Below are 18,504 nucleotides of genomic sequence, written 5' to 3' on the forward strand. Positions count from 1 at the left end.
GTATGACAAAGCTAAGATTACTTAGAATGTTAAAGGGCGATGTTAAATATGTTCTTCAGGAAGTAATTTGGCAGTTATTAGGGTTATTTGCACAGATTATTATAATCGGATGTGTCGCAAGAGTTATCTCGGAGACATATTTTAACAGGCTAGATACAAAGCAGCTGATTATATATGTGGCAGTTGCTTTGTTTTCTGTGCTTGCCAAAAATGTTTTTGATAGGCTTTATATGGACGCAGCATTTGCTGCCAGCAACGATGTTAAAAGAGTGTTAAGAAACAATATCTATAACAAGCTCCTTAGGCTAGGAGTTTGCTACAAGCAAATTGTTTCATCTGCTCAGCTTACTCAGATGATGGGCGAGGGGGTAGAGCAGTTAGAAATCTATTTTGGTAAATATATTAGTCAATTCGTATATGCGTTTTGTGCGCCTCTCACTTTGTTTTTAGTTCTCCAGCAATACAATCTGAAAGTGGCAGTTGTGCTGGTCGCTTCAGTTCCTCTTATTCCTATTGTTATAGTCATTGTTATGAAGATAGCCAGAAAGGTTCTTGATAAGTATTTCCAGGTTTACTATGAGCTTGCAGATACATTTTTGGAAAAACTCCATGGCATGACCACATTAAAAATCTATGGCGCGGACGAGGACGCAGCAGAGGAAATGGCTGAGGAATCTGAGCACTTTAGAAAAGTGACAATGAAGGTGCTGTCATTGCAGTTAAATAGCACCATTGTCATGGATTTAATAACTTATGTTGGCACGGCCCTGGGAATAGCAGTTACTTTAAATGAATTTTTGAATAACAACATGAGCCTTGATCAAGCCATAATGTTTTTGTTACTTGCAATAGAATTCTTTCGTCCTATGAGACAGCTTGGTTCATATTATCACATGGGGATGAACGGAATAAAATCTGGAGATATGATTCTTGAGTTTACCAATTTATCCGAGCCTCAGGATGGAAAAATCATATTAAGGGAAGAGCCTAACAACATCACTATAGAAGATGTATCTTTTGCTTACGAAGATGAAGCTGTGCTCAAAAATATAAGTATTAATATTAATGAGGGGCAGTTCATTTCCTTGGTGGGATTGTCTGGTGCTGGAAAATCTACAATTGCAAAGCTGATTTGTAGAAGGCTAAGAGGATATAAAGGCACAATTAGAGTAAAAGGCAAGAATCTTAAATATATAAAAGAAGAATCCTTGATGTCGCTTATGACATATGTTTCAAACAACAGTTATGTTTTCCCTGGAACGATAAGGGAAAACATGCTACTTGGGAATGAAAAAGCCAGTGATAAAAAGCTTATTGGTGCGCTAAAGCTTATGAATCTTTATGATGAGCTAGAGGATAGAGGTGGCCTTGATTTCGAACTTGTTGAGGGAGGAACCAACCTATCAGGAGGACAACGTCAAAGGCTTGTTCTTGCTAGAGCACTTCTTAAGAATTCTCCAGTTTACATTTTTGACGAAGCAACAAACAACATCGATATGGAATCAGAAGAAATAATCATGAAGGTTATTCGAAAGCTTGCAAAGGATATGGGAAAGACCATCATCCTAATAACTCATAGGCTGGCAAACGTTAGAACTTCCAATGAAATCTTTATGCTGCAGGAAGGTCAGATTATTGAACACGGAAGCCATAAAGCACTTCTAGCTATGGGAGGCGAATATGCTAAGCTGTACAAGGCTCAGCGAGAGTTGGAAAACTACGGTAAAGGAGAGGCTTAATGAGGGATAAGAACCCATCTGGTTTTCAAATCATGAAAAACTTAATAGGGTTAGTGAAGCCTCTTGTTTTTGTAATGCTTCTTGGAATACTGCTTGGAACGGTGGGTAGTTTGTGCGCAATATTTGTTACTGTAATAGGCGCTGAAGGATTAGCTATTGCGTTGCTTAGCCCGACTAATCCAATGCTTTTAAAATCAATGCCCAAAATCCTAAGCACCTTGCTTGCTGTTGCAGTGCTTAGGGGACTACTTCATTATGGCGAGCAATACTGCAATCATTATATTGCATTTAGGATACTGGCAATTATAAGAAACAAGGTGTTTAACAAGCTGCGTGAACTGTGTCCAGCCAAATTAGAACGCAAGGAAAAGGGCAATCTTATAGCGTTAATCACCGCAGATATAGAGCTTTTGGAGGTGTTTTTCGCACATACGATTTCTCCAATAGCAATTGCAATAATGTCCTCATTGTTTATGTCAATTTTTATTGGAGTGCATTATTTGCCTGCCGGAATTATTGCTGCTATTGCCTATGTAACTGTTGGTGGAATGATTCCAGCATCAAATGAAATCAATACTGAAAAAGCAGGACTTAAGTACAGAAATATGTTTGGCAAAATGAATAGTTTCATACTTGGAGCTATTTATGGTGTGGATGATACTATCCAGTTCGGAAGGAAAGAAAAGACAGCTGCTGAACTAAATGATTTATCTGAGGATTTATCAGCTGTCAGAACTACATTAATCAAGCATGAGAAAAGCCAAAGGCTTCTTACCAATTTTTCCATTCAGGCATTTTCTTTGATAATGCTTGGGGTTATGTTATTTGCCTACAGCAATGGAAGAGTTAATTTTGAGCAGGTTATGATTGTAACTGCGGCTATGATGAGTTCTTTCGGACCGGTTGTGGCACTGGCATCTCTTTCAAACACTTTGAATCAGACTTTGGCCTGTGGTAATAGGATACTTTCGTTACTTGACGAAGAGCCAGTTGTGGATGAGGTTACAGAAGGCGTCGAGTTTGAAATGGTTGAAAGTGTGAAGGGAAATATCGCTTCTGTTAACAACGTTTCCTTTTCATATGGCAATGTAGAAGCTTTAAAGCGAAAATCGCTATCTGTACCGGGAAATAAAATTCTGGGTATACATGGACCAAGCGGTAGTGGCAAGTCTACATTGCTGCATCTATTGATGAGATTTTGGGATACAGATGAAGGCCAGATTTATTATTATGATAAGGAAGAAGGTCCGGTTACTGTTGATTTTATCAACACCGATTCTTTAAGGGAGACACAATCACTTGTTTCTCAAGAAACATGGGTTAGCCATGATACAATAGCTAACAATATCGCTATAGCAAAGCCTGGGGCATCCATGGAAGAAATCGAGGCCGCAGCAAAATGTGCCAGCATTCACGATTTCATCGCAGGACTGTCACATGGATATGATACAGTTATTGGCGAAGATGGGTGTACTCTATCTGAAGGCGAAAAACAAAGGATAGGACTTGCCAGAGCTTTCTTGCGTGAAGGCAATCTAATGCTTTTGGATGAGCCAACAAGCGCTCTTGATGCAATAAATGAAGGAATGATTTTAAAATCGATTAAAGAACAGGCAAATGAAAAGACGGTAGTTCTTGTTTCCCATAGAAAATCCACCATGGGAATTGCCGATTCTGTTGTAGAGTTTTAGTGTAATTATGAAGAAGTTTACTTATTTTTTACTTGCTGTATGTACGATGATTACATTTACAGCATGTGGCGGAAGCAAAAAAGTTTCAGATGTAGATGTTGATCTGACAACAATGTCATCAACAATGGTTTATTCTTATGTTGCAGACATGTTAGAAAATCCATCTGATTATAAGGGTCAATTAGTTAGAATGGATGGCGACAGCAACACAACCCACGGCGGTACCCATTCATGCATTGTGTATGATGCGTTGGGATGCTGTACTGAGGGTATTGAGTACATTTTAGCGGATGAAGAGGCTGATTACCCAGATGATGGGGAAGGAATCACAGTCGTGGGAACATTTGCAACCTACACCAAGGGTGAGGGAAAATACTTTGTGTTAATAGATGCTGTTTTAGAATAAAAATGGAGAATAATTTTGGAAGAATCAATTTATGGGTCCCACAAAGGGGCAATGGAAGATGTAATGAATATAATACTTAGCTCAATAGAGGAGCTAAGAGAACGCATGACGAAGGAATTTGGCAGTGATCCTGTAGAGCATTGTCTGGCGCGAATCAAGTCAGAGGAAAGCATGCGAGAAAAGTGCAGGCGCCAGCAAATTCCAGAGACCACAGAATCTGCCTTGGAAACTATTCATGATGCAATAGGTATCAGAGTAGTATGTGCTTTTATAAGTGATGTTTACTCTGTAAGAGACCACTTGAGAAGTATGGAAAAGGTGGAAGTAATCGAAGAAAAAGATTACATTAAGCAGGCTAAACCAAATGGATATCGCAGTCTTCACATGATACTTAGATACGATCATAAATACTATGTGGAAATACAGCTTCGTACCATATCAATGGATACTTGGGCGGCTTTAGAGCACCACATTCACTATAAAAAGACTGCCAGTGATAATGACAAGTTGATTATTGCTGAATTAAAAAGATGTGCCGATGAATTGGCATCTACAGACATGTCGATGCAGACAATTCGCGACATGATTCGAAAGGATTTATAGCTTATGAAGATTTTACTTGCAGAAGACACCGCAGACCTTAACAAGGTAGTTACACAAATGCTTGAGATGCAGGGATTTGATGTAGACAGTGCACTAGACGGACAAAAAGCTTTAGATTTAGCTCTTAGCAATGGATACGATGAAATAATACTAGATATCATGATGCCAAAGCTTTCAGGGTTGGAGGTCCTCAAAGAAATACGAGGAAGAAATATCGTAACTCCTGTACTTATGCTTACAGCAAAGGCAGAGGTGGATGACAGGGTAGAAGGACTTGATGCAGGTGCAGACGATTATCTCACCAAGCCTTTTGCAATGAAAGAGCTACTTGCCCGAGTAAAAGCCCTTACAAGAAGAGGCAGCCAATACGCCGCAAAAGAAATATCCTTTGGTGATATCACTCTCAAATCAGACAGTTTGGAACTTATATCATCAAACACTGTCAGATTATCAATCAAAGAGTTTTCTTTAATGCAGGCTCTTCTTTTAAATCAAGAGCATCCAGTAGACAACAATTATCTTTTAGAGCATGTATGGAGCGACGAGGAAGATGTTGCTGAAGACACCATATGGCTTTACGTTAATTTCCTTCAGGGAAAGCTTGAATACATCAATTCCAATGTAACAATAGAAGGCGATAAGGGCGGACCATTTCAGGTGATAGTTAATGAGTGAGCAAGCAATTAAAAGACTTAAGAATAAATTCATAATGACTGCAATGGTGTCATTCTTTGTGGTTATGACATTTATTGCAGGCTTTATTTATGCAATAAACGCCCTCATGACTCGAAGTCAAATCAGGGGAAACATACAGTACATTGTCGACAATGATGGCATCCTACCTATGCAGTACGAGAGCATCGAATCCGACAAATCAGCCGACAATGGCCAAACTATAAAAGATAAAAATGATTTTATTTCTCAGCTGGAAAAGCTATTTGGTGTTGAAAGCGGATACATCTCGGATGAATTTTATTATTCAACCAGATATTTTGCAGTAACATTTAATGAAGAAGGCGAAGTAGAAAAGGTAATTACCAGTCATACAGCAGCTGTAGAATCCAATCAAGCCGTCACCTACGCAAATACGGTAATGAAGCGTTGGTTCAAATTTGGTAGCTACGACGACTATTATTACATGGTATCAGACCGAGAAAATGGAGGAACGATAGTAGTAGTTCTAGATTGCAGCACACAAATCTCTATCAACAGAAGACTTGTTTCACTTGCCTGCATCCTAATTGGATTAGGAATGATTATCTCAGCATTTGTCATCCGTGCATGGGCAGAAAAACTGATTCAGCCCGAAATCAAAAATGCTGAGCTTCAGAAATCATTTATCACAAACGCCAGCCACGAGCTCAAAACACCGCTTGCGGTAATCAAAGCCAACACAGAAATGCTTGAAATGATGGGCACAGAAAATGAGTGGACCCAGTCCACCATGCGCCAAGTAGATCGTCTTACAGGCCTCATCCAGAATCTAGTATTAGTTACACGAGCAAGCGAGAAAGACAGTAAGGAAGATCGTGTCGAAACAGATTTTACATCAATCGTAAAAGACACCGCCAAAACTTTTGAGCCTGTAGCAATATCTGATGGCAAGACTATGGAACTCTCAATCTCCGATGGTGTAAGCATGCTGGCCCACGAAGGCGACATCCGTCAAATTGTAACTTTACTCATAGACAATGCAATCAAATATTGCGACGACAATGGAAAAGTAGTCATCGGACTAGGCACCGACAAAAAGAAAAAGAACATTTACCTTCGCGTATCCAATACCTACAAAAACGGTGGCGACGTAGACTACGGCAAGTTCTTCGACCGTTTCTACCGCGGCGACCAGTCCCACAACATCGACAAAGAAGGCTACGGCGTTGGCCTCTCTATCGCCCAAGGCCTCATGGAACGCTACCACGGCGACATCAAAGTCAGCTGGCGCGACGACATCATCACCTTCACTTGTAAGTTCTAGGCCCGCCAGATACACCTTGCCCCTTTTATATTGAGGGACCCGCACCCAGCCCATAGGGCAGCGCCACCACAGGCACTCGCGAATTTTGCGAAGATTATAGATTTTCTTAATGCACAAAGGGAGCTTCATGTGGGTGTCCTTTTGTTGGTTTTGCAATTCTGAGCTAATGTATGATGAGGACAGACATATAGATATTAAAAAATGCATCCAATAAGATTTTGGATAATTGCATTCATATTACATTCACTAAGAAAAACATAAAAACAGGTTTTGTAGATTTAAGTACCGGCTTCAAGTTCAGTCCGTTTCACTATCAGCCTTGGGCTGCCATCCATGGCAGCCCATACTTAAATTCTTCAAAACCTGTTTTTTGTTTTTCTAAGTTCATTTCAAAATCATGCAATTATGCTAAAACTTATTGGATGCACTTATTAAGCTTTGTTTGTGTCTGTCCTCAGCAGACTTTAGTGATAGAATTGCAAAGAATCAAAAGAACACCCACCAATAAAGAAGCGACACTGTGCATTTAGAAAATCATAATCTGAAGGCAATAGCGAGTGCCTGTGGTGGCGCTGTCCTATGGGCTGGGTGCGGGCCCTGTGCTAAGTGGTGGGGCAAGGTGTATCTGGCGGGCCTAGGCCTTGAGGTCGTGGCGCCAGCGGATGAGGGCGATGCCGATGATGATAGCGTAGCCTATGATGCTGAGGGCTACTGGTATTTCGCCGAAGAACATGAGGCCAAGTAGGGCGGCGAAGATCACCTGGGTGTAGTCGAAGACGGAGATTTCCTTGGCAGGGGCGTATTTGTAGGCTGTTGTTATGGAAAACTGGCCAAGTGATGCAGAGATGCCTGCAAGTAAAAGGTATAGCCACTGCTGAGGTGTCATTGGAGTGTAGTTCATTATTAGGTAAGGTAGGGTTACTAGGCAGGAGAATAGTGAGAATACAAACACTATGATGGGGGTGCGTACTCCATTTTTGGTGAGTTTGCGAACCATTACGTAGGCTGTTCCTGCACCAAATCCACCTAGTAGTCCGACGAGTGCTGGGAGAACTGCGGTGAAGCTGCCAGTTGGTCGGATTATGAATAGGGCACCAATAAATGCAATGATAGTTGTAATGATGTCAAATGCTGATGGTACTTCTTTTAAAATGAAGATAGAAAGTATTATGGCAAAAAATGGTGAAAGCTTGTTTAACATGTTTGCATCCGCGATTCCAAGTCTGTCTACAGCATAAAAATTAGAAATGAGTCCAATTGTGCCAAAGAGAGAGCGAAGGAATATGTCGAAACGGTTGCCTTTTCCAATGTGAAAGCCTTGATGTGATTTGATTATTGCATATGTTGCAACAGCTAGGGCTACGGTATTTCGGAAAAATGCTTTTTGCATTGTAGGCAAGTCGCCAGAGAGTCTTACGAAGAATGTCATAAGTGAAAAGCCTAAGGCGGCAAGTAGAATAAAGATAATGCCTTTTATTTTGTTGTTATTTATAGTCATGTTTTGCCTCTTTCTGTATTAGTCTGATTGAATATAAATATTATGTTGTTTCGGAGATAAAGTCAAATATTAGAAAATAACTTTTTTAACAATTAATACTCATTTTAGTTGTATAATGGCTAAAATAGTTTTTTAAGGAGGGTATTATGAATTATACAATTTCGGGAGAGAGTTTACCTGTACTTAAGTGCCAGTTAAATCAGGGGGAAGCAATTCAATGTGAAGCAGGTGCCATGTCATGGATGGATGATGGCATCGAGATGCAGACAGAAGCAGGTGGCCTTGGTAAGATGTTTGGCAGATTGCTTACTGGAGAGAATATGTTTTTGAATACATATGTGGCAAATACTGCTGGTGAAATTGCATTTGCTTCTAAATTCCCAGGTTCAATAAGAGCAATCGAGATTACACCAGGCAATGGGCTTATTGTTCAAAAGGGATCCTACCTTGCTACAGTTGGAAATGTACAGTCAGAGGTATTCATTCAAAAGAAGATTAGTGGAGGCTTGTTCGGTGGTGAAGGTTTTCTTATGAGAAAATTCACAGGAACTGGAATAGTATTCCTTGAAATTGATGGTTCAGCACATGATTACGAGCTTGCGCCAGGCCAAGTCAAGGTGGTTGATTCAGGAAATCTTGCTGCCATGTCAGAAAACTGTAATATGGAGATTCGTACCATCAAGGGAGTTAAGAATGTACTCTTCGGTGGCGAAGGTCTATTCAACACTGTAGTTACTGGTCCAGGCAAGGTAGTACTTCAGAGTATGCCTATTTCTTCTACGGCATTAAAGCTTTACGATTACATGCCACATTCAACATCATCAAACTAAGAATTGTCTAACTCCCCATGGATTTCATTTCCATGGGGAGTTTTTACATGTGTAAATATGATATCCATTCCGTGGCGTATTGCTTCATTTTTGTTATCTTGCATTATCATAAATCAAATCTGTAAGGAAGTTGTGTTGACGCTTGTGAGCAAAAATGGAGTATCACTTTTTAGGGATTTTTAAGAAGTGATACTAAGATTTGCTCCAAGCTGGCCCATTTTTTCAAAAATAAGTATCACTTTTGCTAATATTTTAAAAGTGATACTAGATTATAGACAAAGGCATGCTGTTTTTTACATTTTTAAGTATCACTTTTAGAAATCGCTATAAAGTGATACTCATTTTTTATGAGAGGGACGGAATTTGGGCAAATTCTAGTATCACTTCGGAAAATACGATAAAAGTGATACTACATGTTTCTTTTTCATAAAATCTCTCCGTAGATAGAGAATTGACAATCAAAACATATATGCCAAAATATAAATAATAATATAAGAGGAAGGTACAAGGAGAGTTATTATTATGAAGCTAGGAATTGTTGGAAACGGGGTAATAGTACAGGAAGTATTGTCATTTATAGATGAAATAGGATTTGAAGAAATCTACATTTGTGGAAGAGCTCAGAGTGAAGATAAGCTGAAGGCTTTGGCAGCAAAGTATAAGCTTAACAAGGTGTTCTTAGATTATGATGAGCTGCTTGCATCAGATGTGGATGCAGTTTATATTGGCGTTTTAAATGATATGCATTTTGGGTATTCTAAGAAAGCGTTGAATGCTTCAAAGCATGTGTTTTGTGAAAAACCAATCACTATAACATTGTCTCAGCTAGAAGAGCTAGAGAAGTTAGCAAAATCTAAGAATAGATTTATCATTGAAGCTATGAGCATCTATCATTTGCCAGCATATAAGCAGCTACAAAAGGATGTAGATTTAGTAGGTCCTTTGAAGCTTTGTAATTTTAATTATAGCCAAATGTCTAGAAGATATCCTGCATTCAGCGAAGGAAAAACATTGCCTGCAGTATTTGATAAAGCTCATAATGGCGGAGCACTTCGTGACTTAAATGTTTATAATATTGCTGCTATGGTAGGTCTTTTTGGCAAGCCTTTATCAGTTCATTATGATGCAAATGTTGAAAGAGATATAGATACTAGCGGTGTCTTAACTTGCGACTATGGCAAATTTATATGTATCTGCATGGCAGCGAAAGATTGTGTTGCACCTGGCCCAGCTACAATTCAGGGCGTAGATGCTACAATATGCATCTACCCACATGTAAATGGTATGACAGAATATGATGTGCTGTTTAACGATGCAGAAACCGAAACCAAGGAAGTGGATATTAACGATGGCAGCCATAGACTTTACTTTGAGTTTGTGGAGTTCAAACGCATAATCGAAGAAAATGATGCTGCGGCTGCAAACAAGCTCCTTGAATATAGCAAGATAAGTGCGGGCATAATTGATAGTTGCGCTTGTTAGATATTTAAATGGCACATGAATGGTAAAATAATGGCACATATTAATCAAATTGGAAACGTTTCATGCCAAATAGAATAGGTAAACCTAGGAGGGGGAGTCACACCAAGGTTTTTTACATAGGACAGTTATTCCGAAAGAGATAGCTGTTCTTTTTTGTTATTGTTTTGAATTGTATATTCCTTACTGGAGGAGGATTCTGTATAATTGAAGGCAGTTAAATTAACAAATCCGCAGTTATAGGAGAGACATCATGAGAGTGGCAATATTAGGACTGGGAGTTATTGGAACGACCTATGCATACGCCTTTCAAAAGGCAGGACACGAAGTATTTCATATTTTAAGAGATGGAAAGAAGGACATACCATCTGAAGTGTCTGTTCATCTATTAGATGGACGATATGATAGTAAAGGTGAAGAAAAAGAAGGCATTTATAGAGTGACGGCAGCACATGAAAATGAGGAGTTTGATTTCATATTTGTTAGTGTTGCAAGTGGTAATCTTAATAGTGCTCTAGATACTATTAACAAAAGAAATATCAAAGGTACGATTGTACTATTTTGTAATTTTTGGAACGAAAGAAAAGAAGTCGAGCAGCTCGTAGGAAGTTTGCCTTATATTTTAGCTTTTCCAACAGCAGGCGGACATATGGATAAGAATTGGAACCTTAACTGTGTACTCTTTGATCATATTATGCTTGAAGCTGAAGAAAAAGCTCGAATAGATAATTACTCAGATTTAATAACCCTCCTGACATCTGCAGATATTAAACAAGAGATTCCTTATGATATGCTTGAGTGGATTTGGATTCATATGGCTATTAATGCTGGCGTCACATCAACTGCTGGTAGAAATGGCGTGATAGATAATCCAAATCAATTAGCGAAAGATTTAATGGGCGATGCTAAAGCATTAAAACTAGCAGTGAAATCGATACGGGAAACATTGAAAGTTGTTGAAGGCAGAGGGGTTAATTTGGGCTTATATAAAAATGAGCTTCTTCCCTATAAGATACCAGCAGGATTGGCTGGAATTCTAATGAAAAAGCTTTTTTCTTCTAACGAGCTTACATACAGAATTATGACATTACACAGTGATGTTAATGATATTTTATATGGCTGTAGATGTGTGTATGATGAGGGAAAAAAACTGGGACTAGAATTACCTCTGTTTTACAATAGTTTAGAAAGAATAATTGTTTAGAAATAGAATCGGAATTTTAGAGGCAAATCATATTTCAGGATAACTGACGAGATGTATTTGAATTATGATTGTTATTATTACTGGGGCGTCACATACCGGCAAGACTGTTCTTGATCAGCGGATGCTTGAAAAATACAAATTTAAAATGTCTAACAGGGTGGAGTATGAAGACTATCATTAAATCAGATATAGTAAGTGCATTAAAAAGTGTTGGGCTCCAGAATGGTGATTCAGTAATGGTACATACATCACTTGGACAGATTGGATATGTATGTGGTGGTGCACAGACTATTATTGAAGCTTTGATTGATGTTGTGGGGCAGAATGGAACTATTATGATGCCTACACAGTCATGGAAAAACCTTGATCCGGAAACAGGAGTTCATTGGGATGCAGATGAGGCTGACTGGGATACAATTCGCAAAAACTGGCCGGCATATGATAAGGCGATTACTCCGACAAACACTATGGGTGCGGTTGCCGAAATGTTCCGTTCATGGCCTGGAACATTAAGGAGTGACCATCCAGCTAGATCTGTTGCGGCTTGGGGAAAGAATGCTAAGTATTTAACTGAGAACCATGATCTTTCGAATATATTTGGAGACTCATCACCAATTGGGAGGCTTTATAAACTCGATGGGAAAGTTTTACTGATTGGGGTTGATTATGATAAGAATACTTCCATTCATTTAGCGGATGCTCGTGCAGAATACTCAAGCAAACATACCTGCATTGAACACAGTGCAGTCATGGAGAATGGTGTTCGTGTCTGGAAAGCTTATGAAACATTGTATGTTGATGGAGAGGACTTCAAAGATATAGGAAGGGCATTTGAAGTAGCCCATACTACATGTAAGGTAAAAGTGGGCAATGCTGACATAAAGCTGATGAACCAACGTGAATTAGTGGATTTTGCTGTATCGTGGATAGAATGTAACAGAAAATAACTTTCAGTTTTATAGACGATGACAAAATCGGGATTTATAAGGGGGGATTATTGTTTGACTTTGTGGATAGTTGCCACGCTATGTGCTTTTTTTATAAAGGGACTTTGTGGTTTTGCAAATACACTAGTCTTTACATCTATTTTAGGATTTGGAGTGGTAAACGTTAATATATCTCCAGTGGAATTATTACTTGGATACCCGACAAATCTAATATTGACTTGGAATAATCGTAAAAAACTTGATAAAAAAGTCTATATTCCTTTAGCATTGTTGGTTCTAGGTGGTAGTATCCCTGGGGCAATACTTTTAAAGAGTGTTGATGTTAAATATTTAAAAGTGTTCTTTGGAATCGTTGTTATTCTTATTGCTGTTGAAATATTTTTTAGAGAATATCAATGTACAAATGCAAAGGATTCAAATATTATATTGTGCATCATTGGCGTACTATCTGGCATCTTATGTGGATTGTTTGGGATAGGAGCGTTGCTTGCTGCCTATGTTGGGCGAGTGACTACTACAACGGATGAATTTAAAGCCAATATAAGCGCGGTTTTTATTGTTGAAACTACAGTAAGAATTTTTACATATTATTTGCTTGGAGTATTTACGCTTGATTCATTGAAACAAGCAGCAACCCTTATTCCGTTCATGATTATTGGATTGTTTGCTGGAATGGAGAGCTCAAAAGTCTTGGATGAAAGAATTGTAAAAAAGATTGTTATAGTTCTTTTGGTAATATCAGGTTTATTTTTAGTTGGAATGAATTTGTAGTGTTGTTTGCTTGCACAATGTATTTATAAAGAACAGGAGGCACTTCGGTGCCTCCTGTTTGATTAAAAATGAGGTCGCAATTTTTTTGGCAAAGGTGTATCTGACGAAGCCAGATTATTGTGGGAGTTTTCTCTGTTTGTCCCGTAATAAGTAATTGCCACTGAACTACAAGTTCAATGACAAGAGAGAGAGGATGGTTAATAATAGAACATAAAAGATTCCCTTTTGCGGTAATAATTTGGGATTGACTGGAAAGGAAAAATGATGGTAATAATTAAAAATTGTATAAAATGCCTTAAATGTGGAGATATTATTGAATCTGTATCCAGACATGATTTTAAATCATGTTCTTGCGGTGCAGTATGTGTTGATGGAGGGAAAGATTATCTGCGACGTTGCGGTTATCTAGAGGACTACGAAGATTTGAGTGTAGTGGAGGAAGATAATTCAAAGTAGAGTTTATAAGCGTAAAACGATAGAATAAAAGATAGATATAAGAGGAGCCGATGTTATGAAAACTGAAATTGTTTTATTTACAGATGGTGAAAAGAATATTGAAGTTCAAGTAAGTCCAGATAAGGAAACAGTGTGGCTTACACAGAAGCAAATGGAAGAATTGTTTGATGTAAAGCATGCAACAATAAGTGAACATATTAACAATATTCTTTCTTCTGGAGAGCTTGATGAGACTTCTGTCGGTTTTTCCGACAAAAGTTCTGGAGGTAGAAAACCGAAGATTTACAATTTGGACATGATACTATCTGTTGGATATAGAGTTAATTCAAAGAGAGGTATTGCTTTTAGACGATGGGCAAACAATGTTCTAAAGCAATATATCATGAAGGGCTATGCAGTCAATGAAAAGAGACTGTTAGCCTTAAATAAGACAGTTGAGATTCAATCAAAGATTATTGCAAACACTTTGGAGATTGAAGAAGCAGAGGTCCTTCGAGCAGTAAAACTTTATACAGACGCGCTTGTTCTCTTGGATCAGTATGATCATCAGTCATTGAGTAAACCAAAAGGCAAAAAGCCTGTTTATCGAATTACATATGAAGATTGTAGAAATATGATAAATCATATGGAAGACAGTTTTAGCTCAGATGTATTTGGTGTCGAAAAAGAAACTGGAAAAGTAGAGGGAATTCTTGCAGCAGTATATCAAGATGTTTTTGGTGGTGAGGTATATCCATCGCTAGAAGAAAAGGCTGCAAATCTTTTGTACTTTATGATAAAGGATCATCCATTTGCTGATGGTTGTAAAAGAATAGCTGCATCTCTTTTTTTAGAGTTCTTAGATAAAAACGATGCATTGATACGAGATGGTCAAAAGGTTATTAGCGATGGAGCGCTCGTTGCTATTACGCTTATGATTGCAGAATCAAAACCAGAAGAAAAAGATATCATGACAACATTGGTTATGAATTTATTGAAGCTGTAGATTACTCCTGATAGGATAAACATTGCAGGCAGATCATGCACCTAAATTGTCAAGAATGCTTGATAGGTTGGATGCAAGCGCTAATCCACAGGATATGGATTTACCTGGGTATCGTTTGCATCCACTCAAAGGGGATAAAAAAGATATGTGGGCAGTTACAGTAAATGGCAACTGGCGTATGACCTTTTATTTTGAAGGACTAGATGCATATCTTGTTGATTATACGGATTATCATTAATTAATAGGAGGTAGAATAATGACACGAAAACCAACACATCCCGGAAGGGTTTTTTTAGAAGATGTAATGAAGCCTCTTAACTTAACAGTTACTGAAGCTGCATTTATGTTAGGAGTTAGTAGGAAGACCTTGTCAGAATTTATTAATGAAAAATCATCACTTAGCCCTGATATGGCTTTACGTATTGCTAAAGCAACGAATACTTCAGCTGAAAGCTGGCTTAATATGCAATTAAAATTGACATTGTGGACTGCTAGTCAGAATGAACCTAAAAATGTAATTCCATTTCCACTACCAGATATTATGGAGGGGTAATAAATCCCAAATAATGTTTGTAGATGTAGAAAGCTCAGGCTCGAGTTATAGAGTCTGGGCTTTCTTTATACTACAAGTTCAATGACAATAAGGAATTCACATGTGAAAATAATATCATCATAATAACTGAGACAGTGAGGAGAATGACATAATGAGAAAACTAGCAAGTATACAAAGAATATGGAAGATTGAGCCTATAGAAGGTGCTGACAAAATAGAATTAGCCTTTGTTTTGGGATGGCAATGTGTTGTTAATAAGGGACAGTTTAAGCCAATGGATTTGGCTGTATATTTTGAAATAGATAGTTTCTTACCAATTCGTGATGAGTTTGAATTCCTTAGAATTAGCAGCTATCGTAAAAACGATATCTTAGGCGAAGGGTTTAGACTAAAGACTATGAGGTTTAGGGGGCAGATTTCTCAAGGCCTGCTGTTGCCATTAGGACAATTTAATGAATTAGATGCTTGCGATGAGATAGGAACAGATGTGTCTGAAGCACTAGGCGTAAGAAAGTGGGAAGTAGAGGAAAAGATTACCACAGGTGGAACCATAATAGGAGAGTTGCCAATTGATGTACCACACACAGACGAGACACGTGTTCAAGCAGAACCTGAGCTTATAAATGATTTTAAAGGGCTAGATTATTACATTTCGACCAAGATGGATGGTTCATCACATTCTATTTCTATAGATGATGATGGCTTCCATGTAACAGGACACAATTATGAATACAAGAATGATGGGAAAAGTTCTTTTTATGAATTTGTAAATAGTCTGGGAATTGAAGCAAAACTAATGGACTATTATAAGGCTAATAATCTAAACATAATTACGATTCAGGGAGAGCTATGTGCTCCGGGCATTCAAAAGAACAGATTAAAACTAACTAAACCTGAGTGGTACGTATTTACGATACGGGTAAATGGAAATAGAGTAGGACTTAAGCAAATGCAAGAAATATGTAAAACATTGCATTTATCGACTGTCCCTATTGAAGAAGTGGGTAATGACTTACCTTCAAAGTATCCTACTGTTGAAGCCTTATTGGAAAGAGCTGATGGGGAATATCCTAAAGGTGGAAAGAAGGAAGGCATTGTAATACGTCCGGTGGAGCCTGTTTATTGTGAACGAATAAGCGCTTCACTTTCAATGAAGGTGGTTAGTAATAAATATTTGATTAAGAACGAATAATTAGGCAGAGAGGTGTAGAATGATACCAAGTTTATATGAACCTTTTAAAAAGTGGGCAGAAACAGGCTCAATATATATACTTTCAGATTTACATCTTGATGATGCTGACTGCAAATTGATGGATGAAAACTGGATTAGTCCTAATGAACAAATTGATATAATCAATTCCATTATTATGAAGAATGACACATTTATATGTCTAGGCGACGTAGGGCAGTCCAACTATATTAAGAGAATAAAGGCGAGTAGAAAAATTTTGTTGTTAGGTAACCATGATAAGAAGAAGGATTATGTTGATTGCTTTGATGAGATTTATGAGGGACCTCTTTTTATTTCGGACAAGATTCTTCTTTCACATGAACCAGTCTATGGATTATCATGGTGTTTAAATATTCATGGTCATGACCATAATAATATTGAAAATTATGCAGCCGATTGTGAACATTTAAACCTGGCTGCTAATGTTTGTGGGTACAAGCCAGTAAATCTTGGAAGATTAATCAAGGAGGGAATTCTCTCTGGCGTTAAAAGTATACATAGGCAAACAATCGATAGAGCTACTGCTAAAAGTCAATTTAAATGCAAATCCTATAAAGAAATAAATGTTGAGAATATATCAAAACAATTGAGTAATATACAAGATGTTATAAGGAAATTTGATATTAATTCAATTGAAAGTGCTTATTTTTATGAGCATCCAATTACAATACATGAATTGAACAAACTGGATGATATTACTATAGGCGAATTTAAAAGAAAGATGTCTAAAAAATTCCGAGCTTTTGTTGAAAGACTTCGAAATATGAAAATCAAAAATGATTCAGGCAAACAAGGTGTATTATTTGTCTATAAGTCTCAAGTAGAAAGCTTATTTTTAGAGACAGATGTTGGTTTAATACATGTTGATGAATTGATGGCAGCAGAAGATTTATCTGAAGTAAATTCATATGCATATGAGTTTACGGAACAGGCAGAGGCTTTATCATTTCTAGTTTCAGATTCTAAACTTACACAGGATAATTTGCTGGATGTAGTTGTTTCTTTTCTGCATGAAGTTTCATTTTTCGGATATGAGCAGGAGGACTTAGGCGAGAACCTAGAGTCCTTGCACAAATCAATAAAAGAAATTGAAGAACACCCAGAAAACCTAGTAAGTTATTCCAGTGACGAACTTAGGGCAAAATGGGGACTGCCAAAAGAAGAAATCTATCCTGACGAAGAGAGCAAAAAGGATGCATTTTATAAAGCAGGAATTGAGTACACTCAGTATTGCAAGAAGATGGAACTGAAGAAAATGAAAAATAGATTCATTGATTTGTGTGGCCTATAAAAAGATACTGATAATGTTTTATACTACAAGTTCAATGACATATCTAACATTCCGTGAGACTATATTATAGGTAAGAAAAATGGTTCTAGGAGGGAAGATTATGTCAGAAAAAATGTTAGTTACACAGGCTCTTGATGAGAGAGATTTACTTGTAAAAAAGATTTCAGACAAGATTGCTAAAGCAAGCTTTGTCGATAGTATTAAACATAATGAAGAAAAGGTTTTTGATGGAAGAATACTAAAGGATGAATTTGCAAAGAATGCACATAGTGCATATCAGCAGATTGAGGACTTAATTATTCGTTATCAGAAAATTGATTCTGCCATCGTTGCTTCTAATGCAGCGACAGTAATTAAAACATCTTATGGTGAATATACTGTAGCAGGTGCTATATCTCTTAGAAGCAGATTGAGAAAGAGTGATATATATGATTCAAGCCTTGATTTTGAATATAATTTACAAGAAAAAATGGAAGAAGAATTAAATAATTGTTTAACCCAAATTGAGTTGAAAAATAGACAGCTTCAAAGTACTGCTGAAAGTATGAGAATGTCAATCCTAGGAAAAGATACGAAAGTAAAGGATGATAAGCCTCTTGAGGTTGTAGATACATATGTTAAGGAAAATACAACTGAGCTTGTTGATCCTTTAAATATTAAGGAAAAGATTTCTTTACTCAAGGAGAAAAGAGATACACTACTATCTGAGCTTGATACTCAGATAAAGGTTTCTAACGCGACAACTTTTATTGAAATATAATGCTTTTGCCTGCAATACGTAAACTATAAACCCAGCTTCCCTGTAACAGGGTTAAGTTACAATCAAGTTATTCTTTATTGCA

Annotated in this window: 19 protein-coding genes; 18 read left to right on the forward strand and 1 reads right to left on the reverse strand. The window is 37.6% G+C overall.

Translation table 11 applies throughout. The features are described 5' to 3' along the window. The first annotated feature begins 2 nt into the window (after positions 1-2). The 6 genes from T498_RS0110135 to T498_RS16275 are packed head-to-tail and all read left to right on the forward strand — an operon-like array spanning position 3 to position 6,417. Positions 3-1,739 carry an ABC transporter ATP-binding protein/permease gene (locus T498_RS0110135; protein ID WP_028235810.1) on the forward strand — a complete coding sequence of 579 codons (1,737 nt, stop codon included), beginning with the start codon at positions 3-5 and terminating at the stop codon, positions 1,737-1,739. Further along, entirely contained in the window at positions 1,739-3,430 is a 1,692-nt protein-coding gene (locus T498_RS0110140) for an amino acid ABC transporter ATP-binding/permease protein (RefSeq protein ID WP_028235811.1), read from the forward strand. Before T498_RS0110135 ends, T498_RS0110140 begins: the two co-directional genes overlap by 1 nt. Before the next feature lie 7 nt (positions 3,431-3,437). Next, on the forward strand, positions 3,438-3,836 hold the full coding sequence (locus T498_RS16270) for a hypothetical protein (RefSeq protein WP_051524708.1): 399 nt from the start codon (positions 3,438-3,440) through the stop codon (positions 3,834-3,836). Between the two features lie 15 nt (positions 3,837-3,851). Continuing rightward, the gene (locus T498_RS0110150; protein WP_242839233.1) at positions 3,852-4,439 is read left to right on the forward strand and encodes a GTP pyrophosphokinase; all 588 of its coding nucleotides are present in this window, start codon (positions 3,852-3,854) and stop codon (positions 4,437-4,439) included. A 3-nt stretch (positions 4,440-4,442) separates the two neighbouring features. Then, positions 4,443-5,114 carry a response regulator transcription factor gene (locus T498_RS0110155; RefSeq protein WP_028235813.1) on the forward strand — a complete coding sequence of 224 codons (672 nt, stop codon included), beginning with the start codon at positions 4,443-4,445 and terminating at the stop codon, positions 5,112-5,114. Continuing rightward, positions 5,107-6,417, forward strand: a complete 1,311-nt coding sequence (locus T498_RS16275; protein ID WP_051524709.1) for a sensor histidine kinase — start codon at positions 5,107-5,109, stop codon at positions 6,415-6,417. Before T498_RS0110155 ends, T498_RS16275 begins: the two co-directional genes overlap by 8 nt. A gap of 634 nt (positions 6,418-7,051) precedes the next feature. On the opposite strand, the gene T498_RS0110165 is transcribed toward T498_RS16275, so the two are convergent. Beyond that, a complete protein-coding gene (locus T498_RS0110165; RefSeq protein ID WP_036978365.1) occupies positions 7,052-7,915 on the reverse strand; it encodes a DMT family transporter in 864 nt (287 codons plus the stop codon). Between the two features lie 146 nt (positions 7,916-8,061). On the opposite strand from T498_RS0110165, the gene T498_RS0110170 reads away from it, so the two are divergent. From T498_RS0110170 to T498_RS0110225, 12 genes are all read left to right on the forward strand, one after another. Next, positions 8,062-8,745: a TIGR00266 family protein gene (locus T498_RS0110170; RefSeq protein WP_028235815.1), complete on the forward strand. Its 684-nt coding sequence runs from the start codon at positions 8,062-8,064 to the stop codon at positions 8,743-8,745. A gap of 522 nt (positions 8,746-9,267) precedes the next feature. Then, entirely contained in the window at positions 9,268-10,227 is a 960-nt protein-coding gene (locus T498_RS0110175; protein ID WP_028235816.1) for a Gfo/Idh/MocA family protein, read from the forward strand. Positions 10,228-10,477: 250 nt separating this feature from the next. Then, positions 10,478-11,428: a ketopantoate reductase family protein gene (locus T498_RS0110180; RefSeq protein ID WP_028235817.1), complete on the forward strand. Its 951-nt coding sequence runs from the start codon at positions 10,478-10,480 to the stop codon at positions 11,426-11,428. A 164-nt stretch (positions 11,429-11,592) separates the two neighbouring features. Beyond that, entirely contained in the window at positions 11,593-12,375 is a 783-nt protein-coding gene (locus T498_RS0110185) for an aminoglycoside N(3)-acetyltransferase (protein WP_028235818.1), read from the forward strand. Between the two features lie 54 nt (positions 12,376-12,429). After that, positions 12,430-13,146: a sulfite exporter TauE/SafE family protein gene (locus T498_RS0110190; RefSeq protein WP_036978368.1), complete on the forward strand. Its 717-nt coding sequence runs from the start codon at positions 12,430-12,432 to the stop codon at positions 13,144-13,146. Between the two features lie 264 nt (positions 13,147-13,410). Further along, a complete protein-coding gene (locus T498_RS17300; RefSeq protein WP_028235820.1) occupies positions 13,411-13,602 on the forward strand; it encodes a DUF7695 domain-containing protein in 192 nt (63 codons plus the stop codon). Positions 13,603-13,657: 55 nt separating this feature from the next. After that, the gene (gene rhuM, locus T498_RS0110200) at positions 13,658-14,587 is read left to right on the forward strand and encodes a RhuM family protein (protein WP_028235821.1); all 930 of its coding nucleotides are present in this window, start codon (positions 13,658-13,660) and stop codon (positions 14,585-14,587) included. Between the two features lie 22 nt (positions 14,588-14,609). Beyond that, entirely contained in the window at positions 14,610-14,825 is a 216-nt protein-coding gene (locus T498_RS15560) for a type II toxin-antitoxin system RelE/ParE family toxin (protein WP_242839234.1), read from the forward strand. Positions 14,826-14,843: 18 nt separating this feature from the next. Beyond that, the gene (locus T498_RS0110210; protein WP_028235822.1) at positions 14,844-15,140 is read left to right on the forward strand and encodes a HigA family addiction module antitoxin; all 297 of its coding nucleotides are present in this window, start codon (positions 14,844-14,846) and stop codon (positions 15,138-15,140) included. 151 nt (positions 15,141-15,291) lie between these two features. After that, entirely contained in the window at positions 15,292-16,332 is a 1,041-nt protein-coding gene (locus T498_RS0110215; RefSeq protein ID WP_028235823.1) for an RNA ligase family protein, read from the forward strand. Between the two features lie 19 nt (positions 16,333-16,351). Continuing rightward, positions 16,352-17,662 carry a DUF6557 family protein gene (locus T498_RS15565; protein WP_036978372.1) on the forward strand — a complete coding sequence of 437 codons (1,311 nt, stop codon included), beginning with the start codon at positions 16,352-16,354 and terminating at the stop codon, positions 17,660-17,662. Positions 17,663-17,762: 100 nt separating this feature from the next. Then, positions 17,763-18,422 (forward strand): hypothetical protein, encoded by a 660-nt coding sequence (locus tag T498_RS0110225; protein WP_028235824.1) that lies wholly within the window; start codon positions 17,763-17,765, stop codon positions 18,420-18,422. The last annotated feature ends 82 nt before the right edge of the window (positions 18,423-18,504 follow it).

The sequence above is a fragment of the Pseudobutyrivibrio sp. MD2005 genome (assembly GCF_000621865.1).
Classification (GTDB): domain Bacteria; phylum Bacillota; class Clostridia; order Lachnospirales; family Lachnospiraceae; genus Pseudobutyrivibrio.

Excerpts from the sequence above, each read along its gene's own strand:
- T498_RS0110140 (WP_028235811.1), top strand. The coding sequence starts at position 1,739 with ATGAGGGATAAGAACCCATCTGGTTTTCAAATCATGAAAAACTTAATA.
- T498_RS0110215 (WP_028235823.1), top strand. The coding sequence starts at position 15,292 with ATGAGAAAACTAGCAAGTATACAAAGAATATGGAAGATTGAGCCTATA.
- T498_RS0110170 (WP_028235815.1), top strand. The coding sequence starts at position 8,062 with ATGAATTATACAATTTCGGGAGAGAGTTTACCTGTACTTAAGTGCCAG.
- rhuM (WP_028235821.1), top strand. The coding sequence starts at position 13,658 with ATGAAAACTGAAATTGTTTTATTTACAGATGGTGAAAAGAATATTGAA.
- T498_RS0110155 (WP_028235813.1), top strand. The coding sequence starts at position 4,443 with ATGAAGATTTTACTTGCAGAAGACACCGCAGACCTTAACAAGGTAGTT.
- T498_RS0110165 (WP_036978365.1), bottom strand. The coding sequence starts at position 7,915 with ATGACTATAAATAACAACAAAATAAAAGGCATTATCTTTATTCTACTT.
- T498_RS0110225 (WP_028235824.1), top strand. The coding sequence starts at position 17,763 with ATGTCAGAAAAAATGTTAGTTACACAGGCTCTTGATGAGAGAGATTTA.
- T498_RS16270 (WP_051524708.1), top strand. The coding sequence starts at position 3,438 with ATGAAGAAGTTTACTTATTTTTTACTTGCTGTATGTACGATGATTACA.
- T498_RS16275 (WP_051524709.1), top strand. The coding sequence starts at position 5,107 with ATGAGTGAGCAAGCAATTAAAAGACTTAAGAATAAATTCATAATGACT.
- T498_RS0110210 (WP_028235822.1), top strand. The coding sequence starts at position 14,844 with ATGACACGAAAACCAACACATCCCGGAAGGGTTTTTTTAGAAGATGTA.
- T498_RS0110185 (WP_028235818.1), top strand. The coding sequence starts at position 11,593 with ATGAAGACTATCATTAAATCAGATATAGTAAGTGCATTAAAAAGTGTT.
- T498_RS0110135 (WP_028235810.1), top strand. The coding sequence starts at position 3 with ATGACAAAGCTAAGATTACTTAGAATGTTAAAGGGCGATGTTAAATAT.
- T498_RS0110180 (WP_028235817.1), top strand. The coding sequence starts at position 10,478 with ATGAGAGTGGCAATATTAGGACTGGGAGTTATTGGAACGACCTATGCA.
- T498_RS17300 (WP_028235820.1), top strand. The coding sequence starts at position 13,411 with ATGGTAATAATTAAAAATTGTATAAAATGCCTTAAATGTGGAGATATT.
- T498_RS0110175 (WP_028235816.1), top strand. The coding sequence starts at position 9,268 with ATGAAGCTAGGAATTGTTGGAAACGGGGTAATAGTACAGGAAGTATTG.
- T498_RS15565 (WP_036978372.1), top strand. The coding sequence starts at position 16,352 with ATGATACCAAGTTTATATGAACCTTTTAAAAAGTGGGCAGAAACAGGC.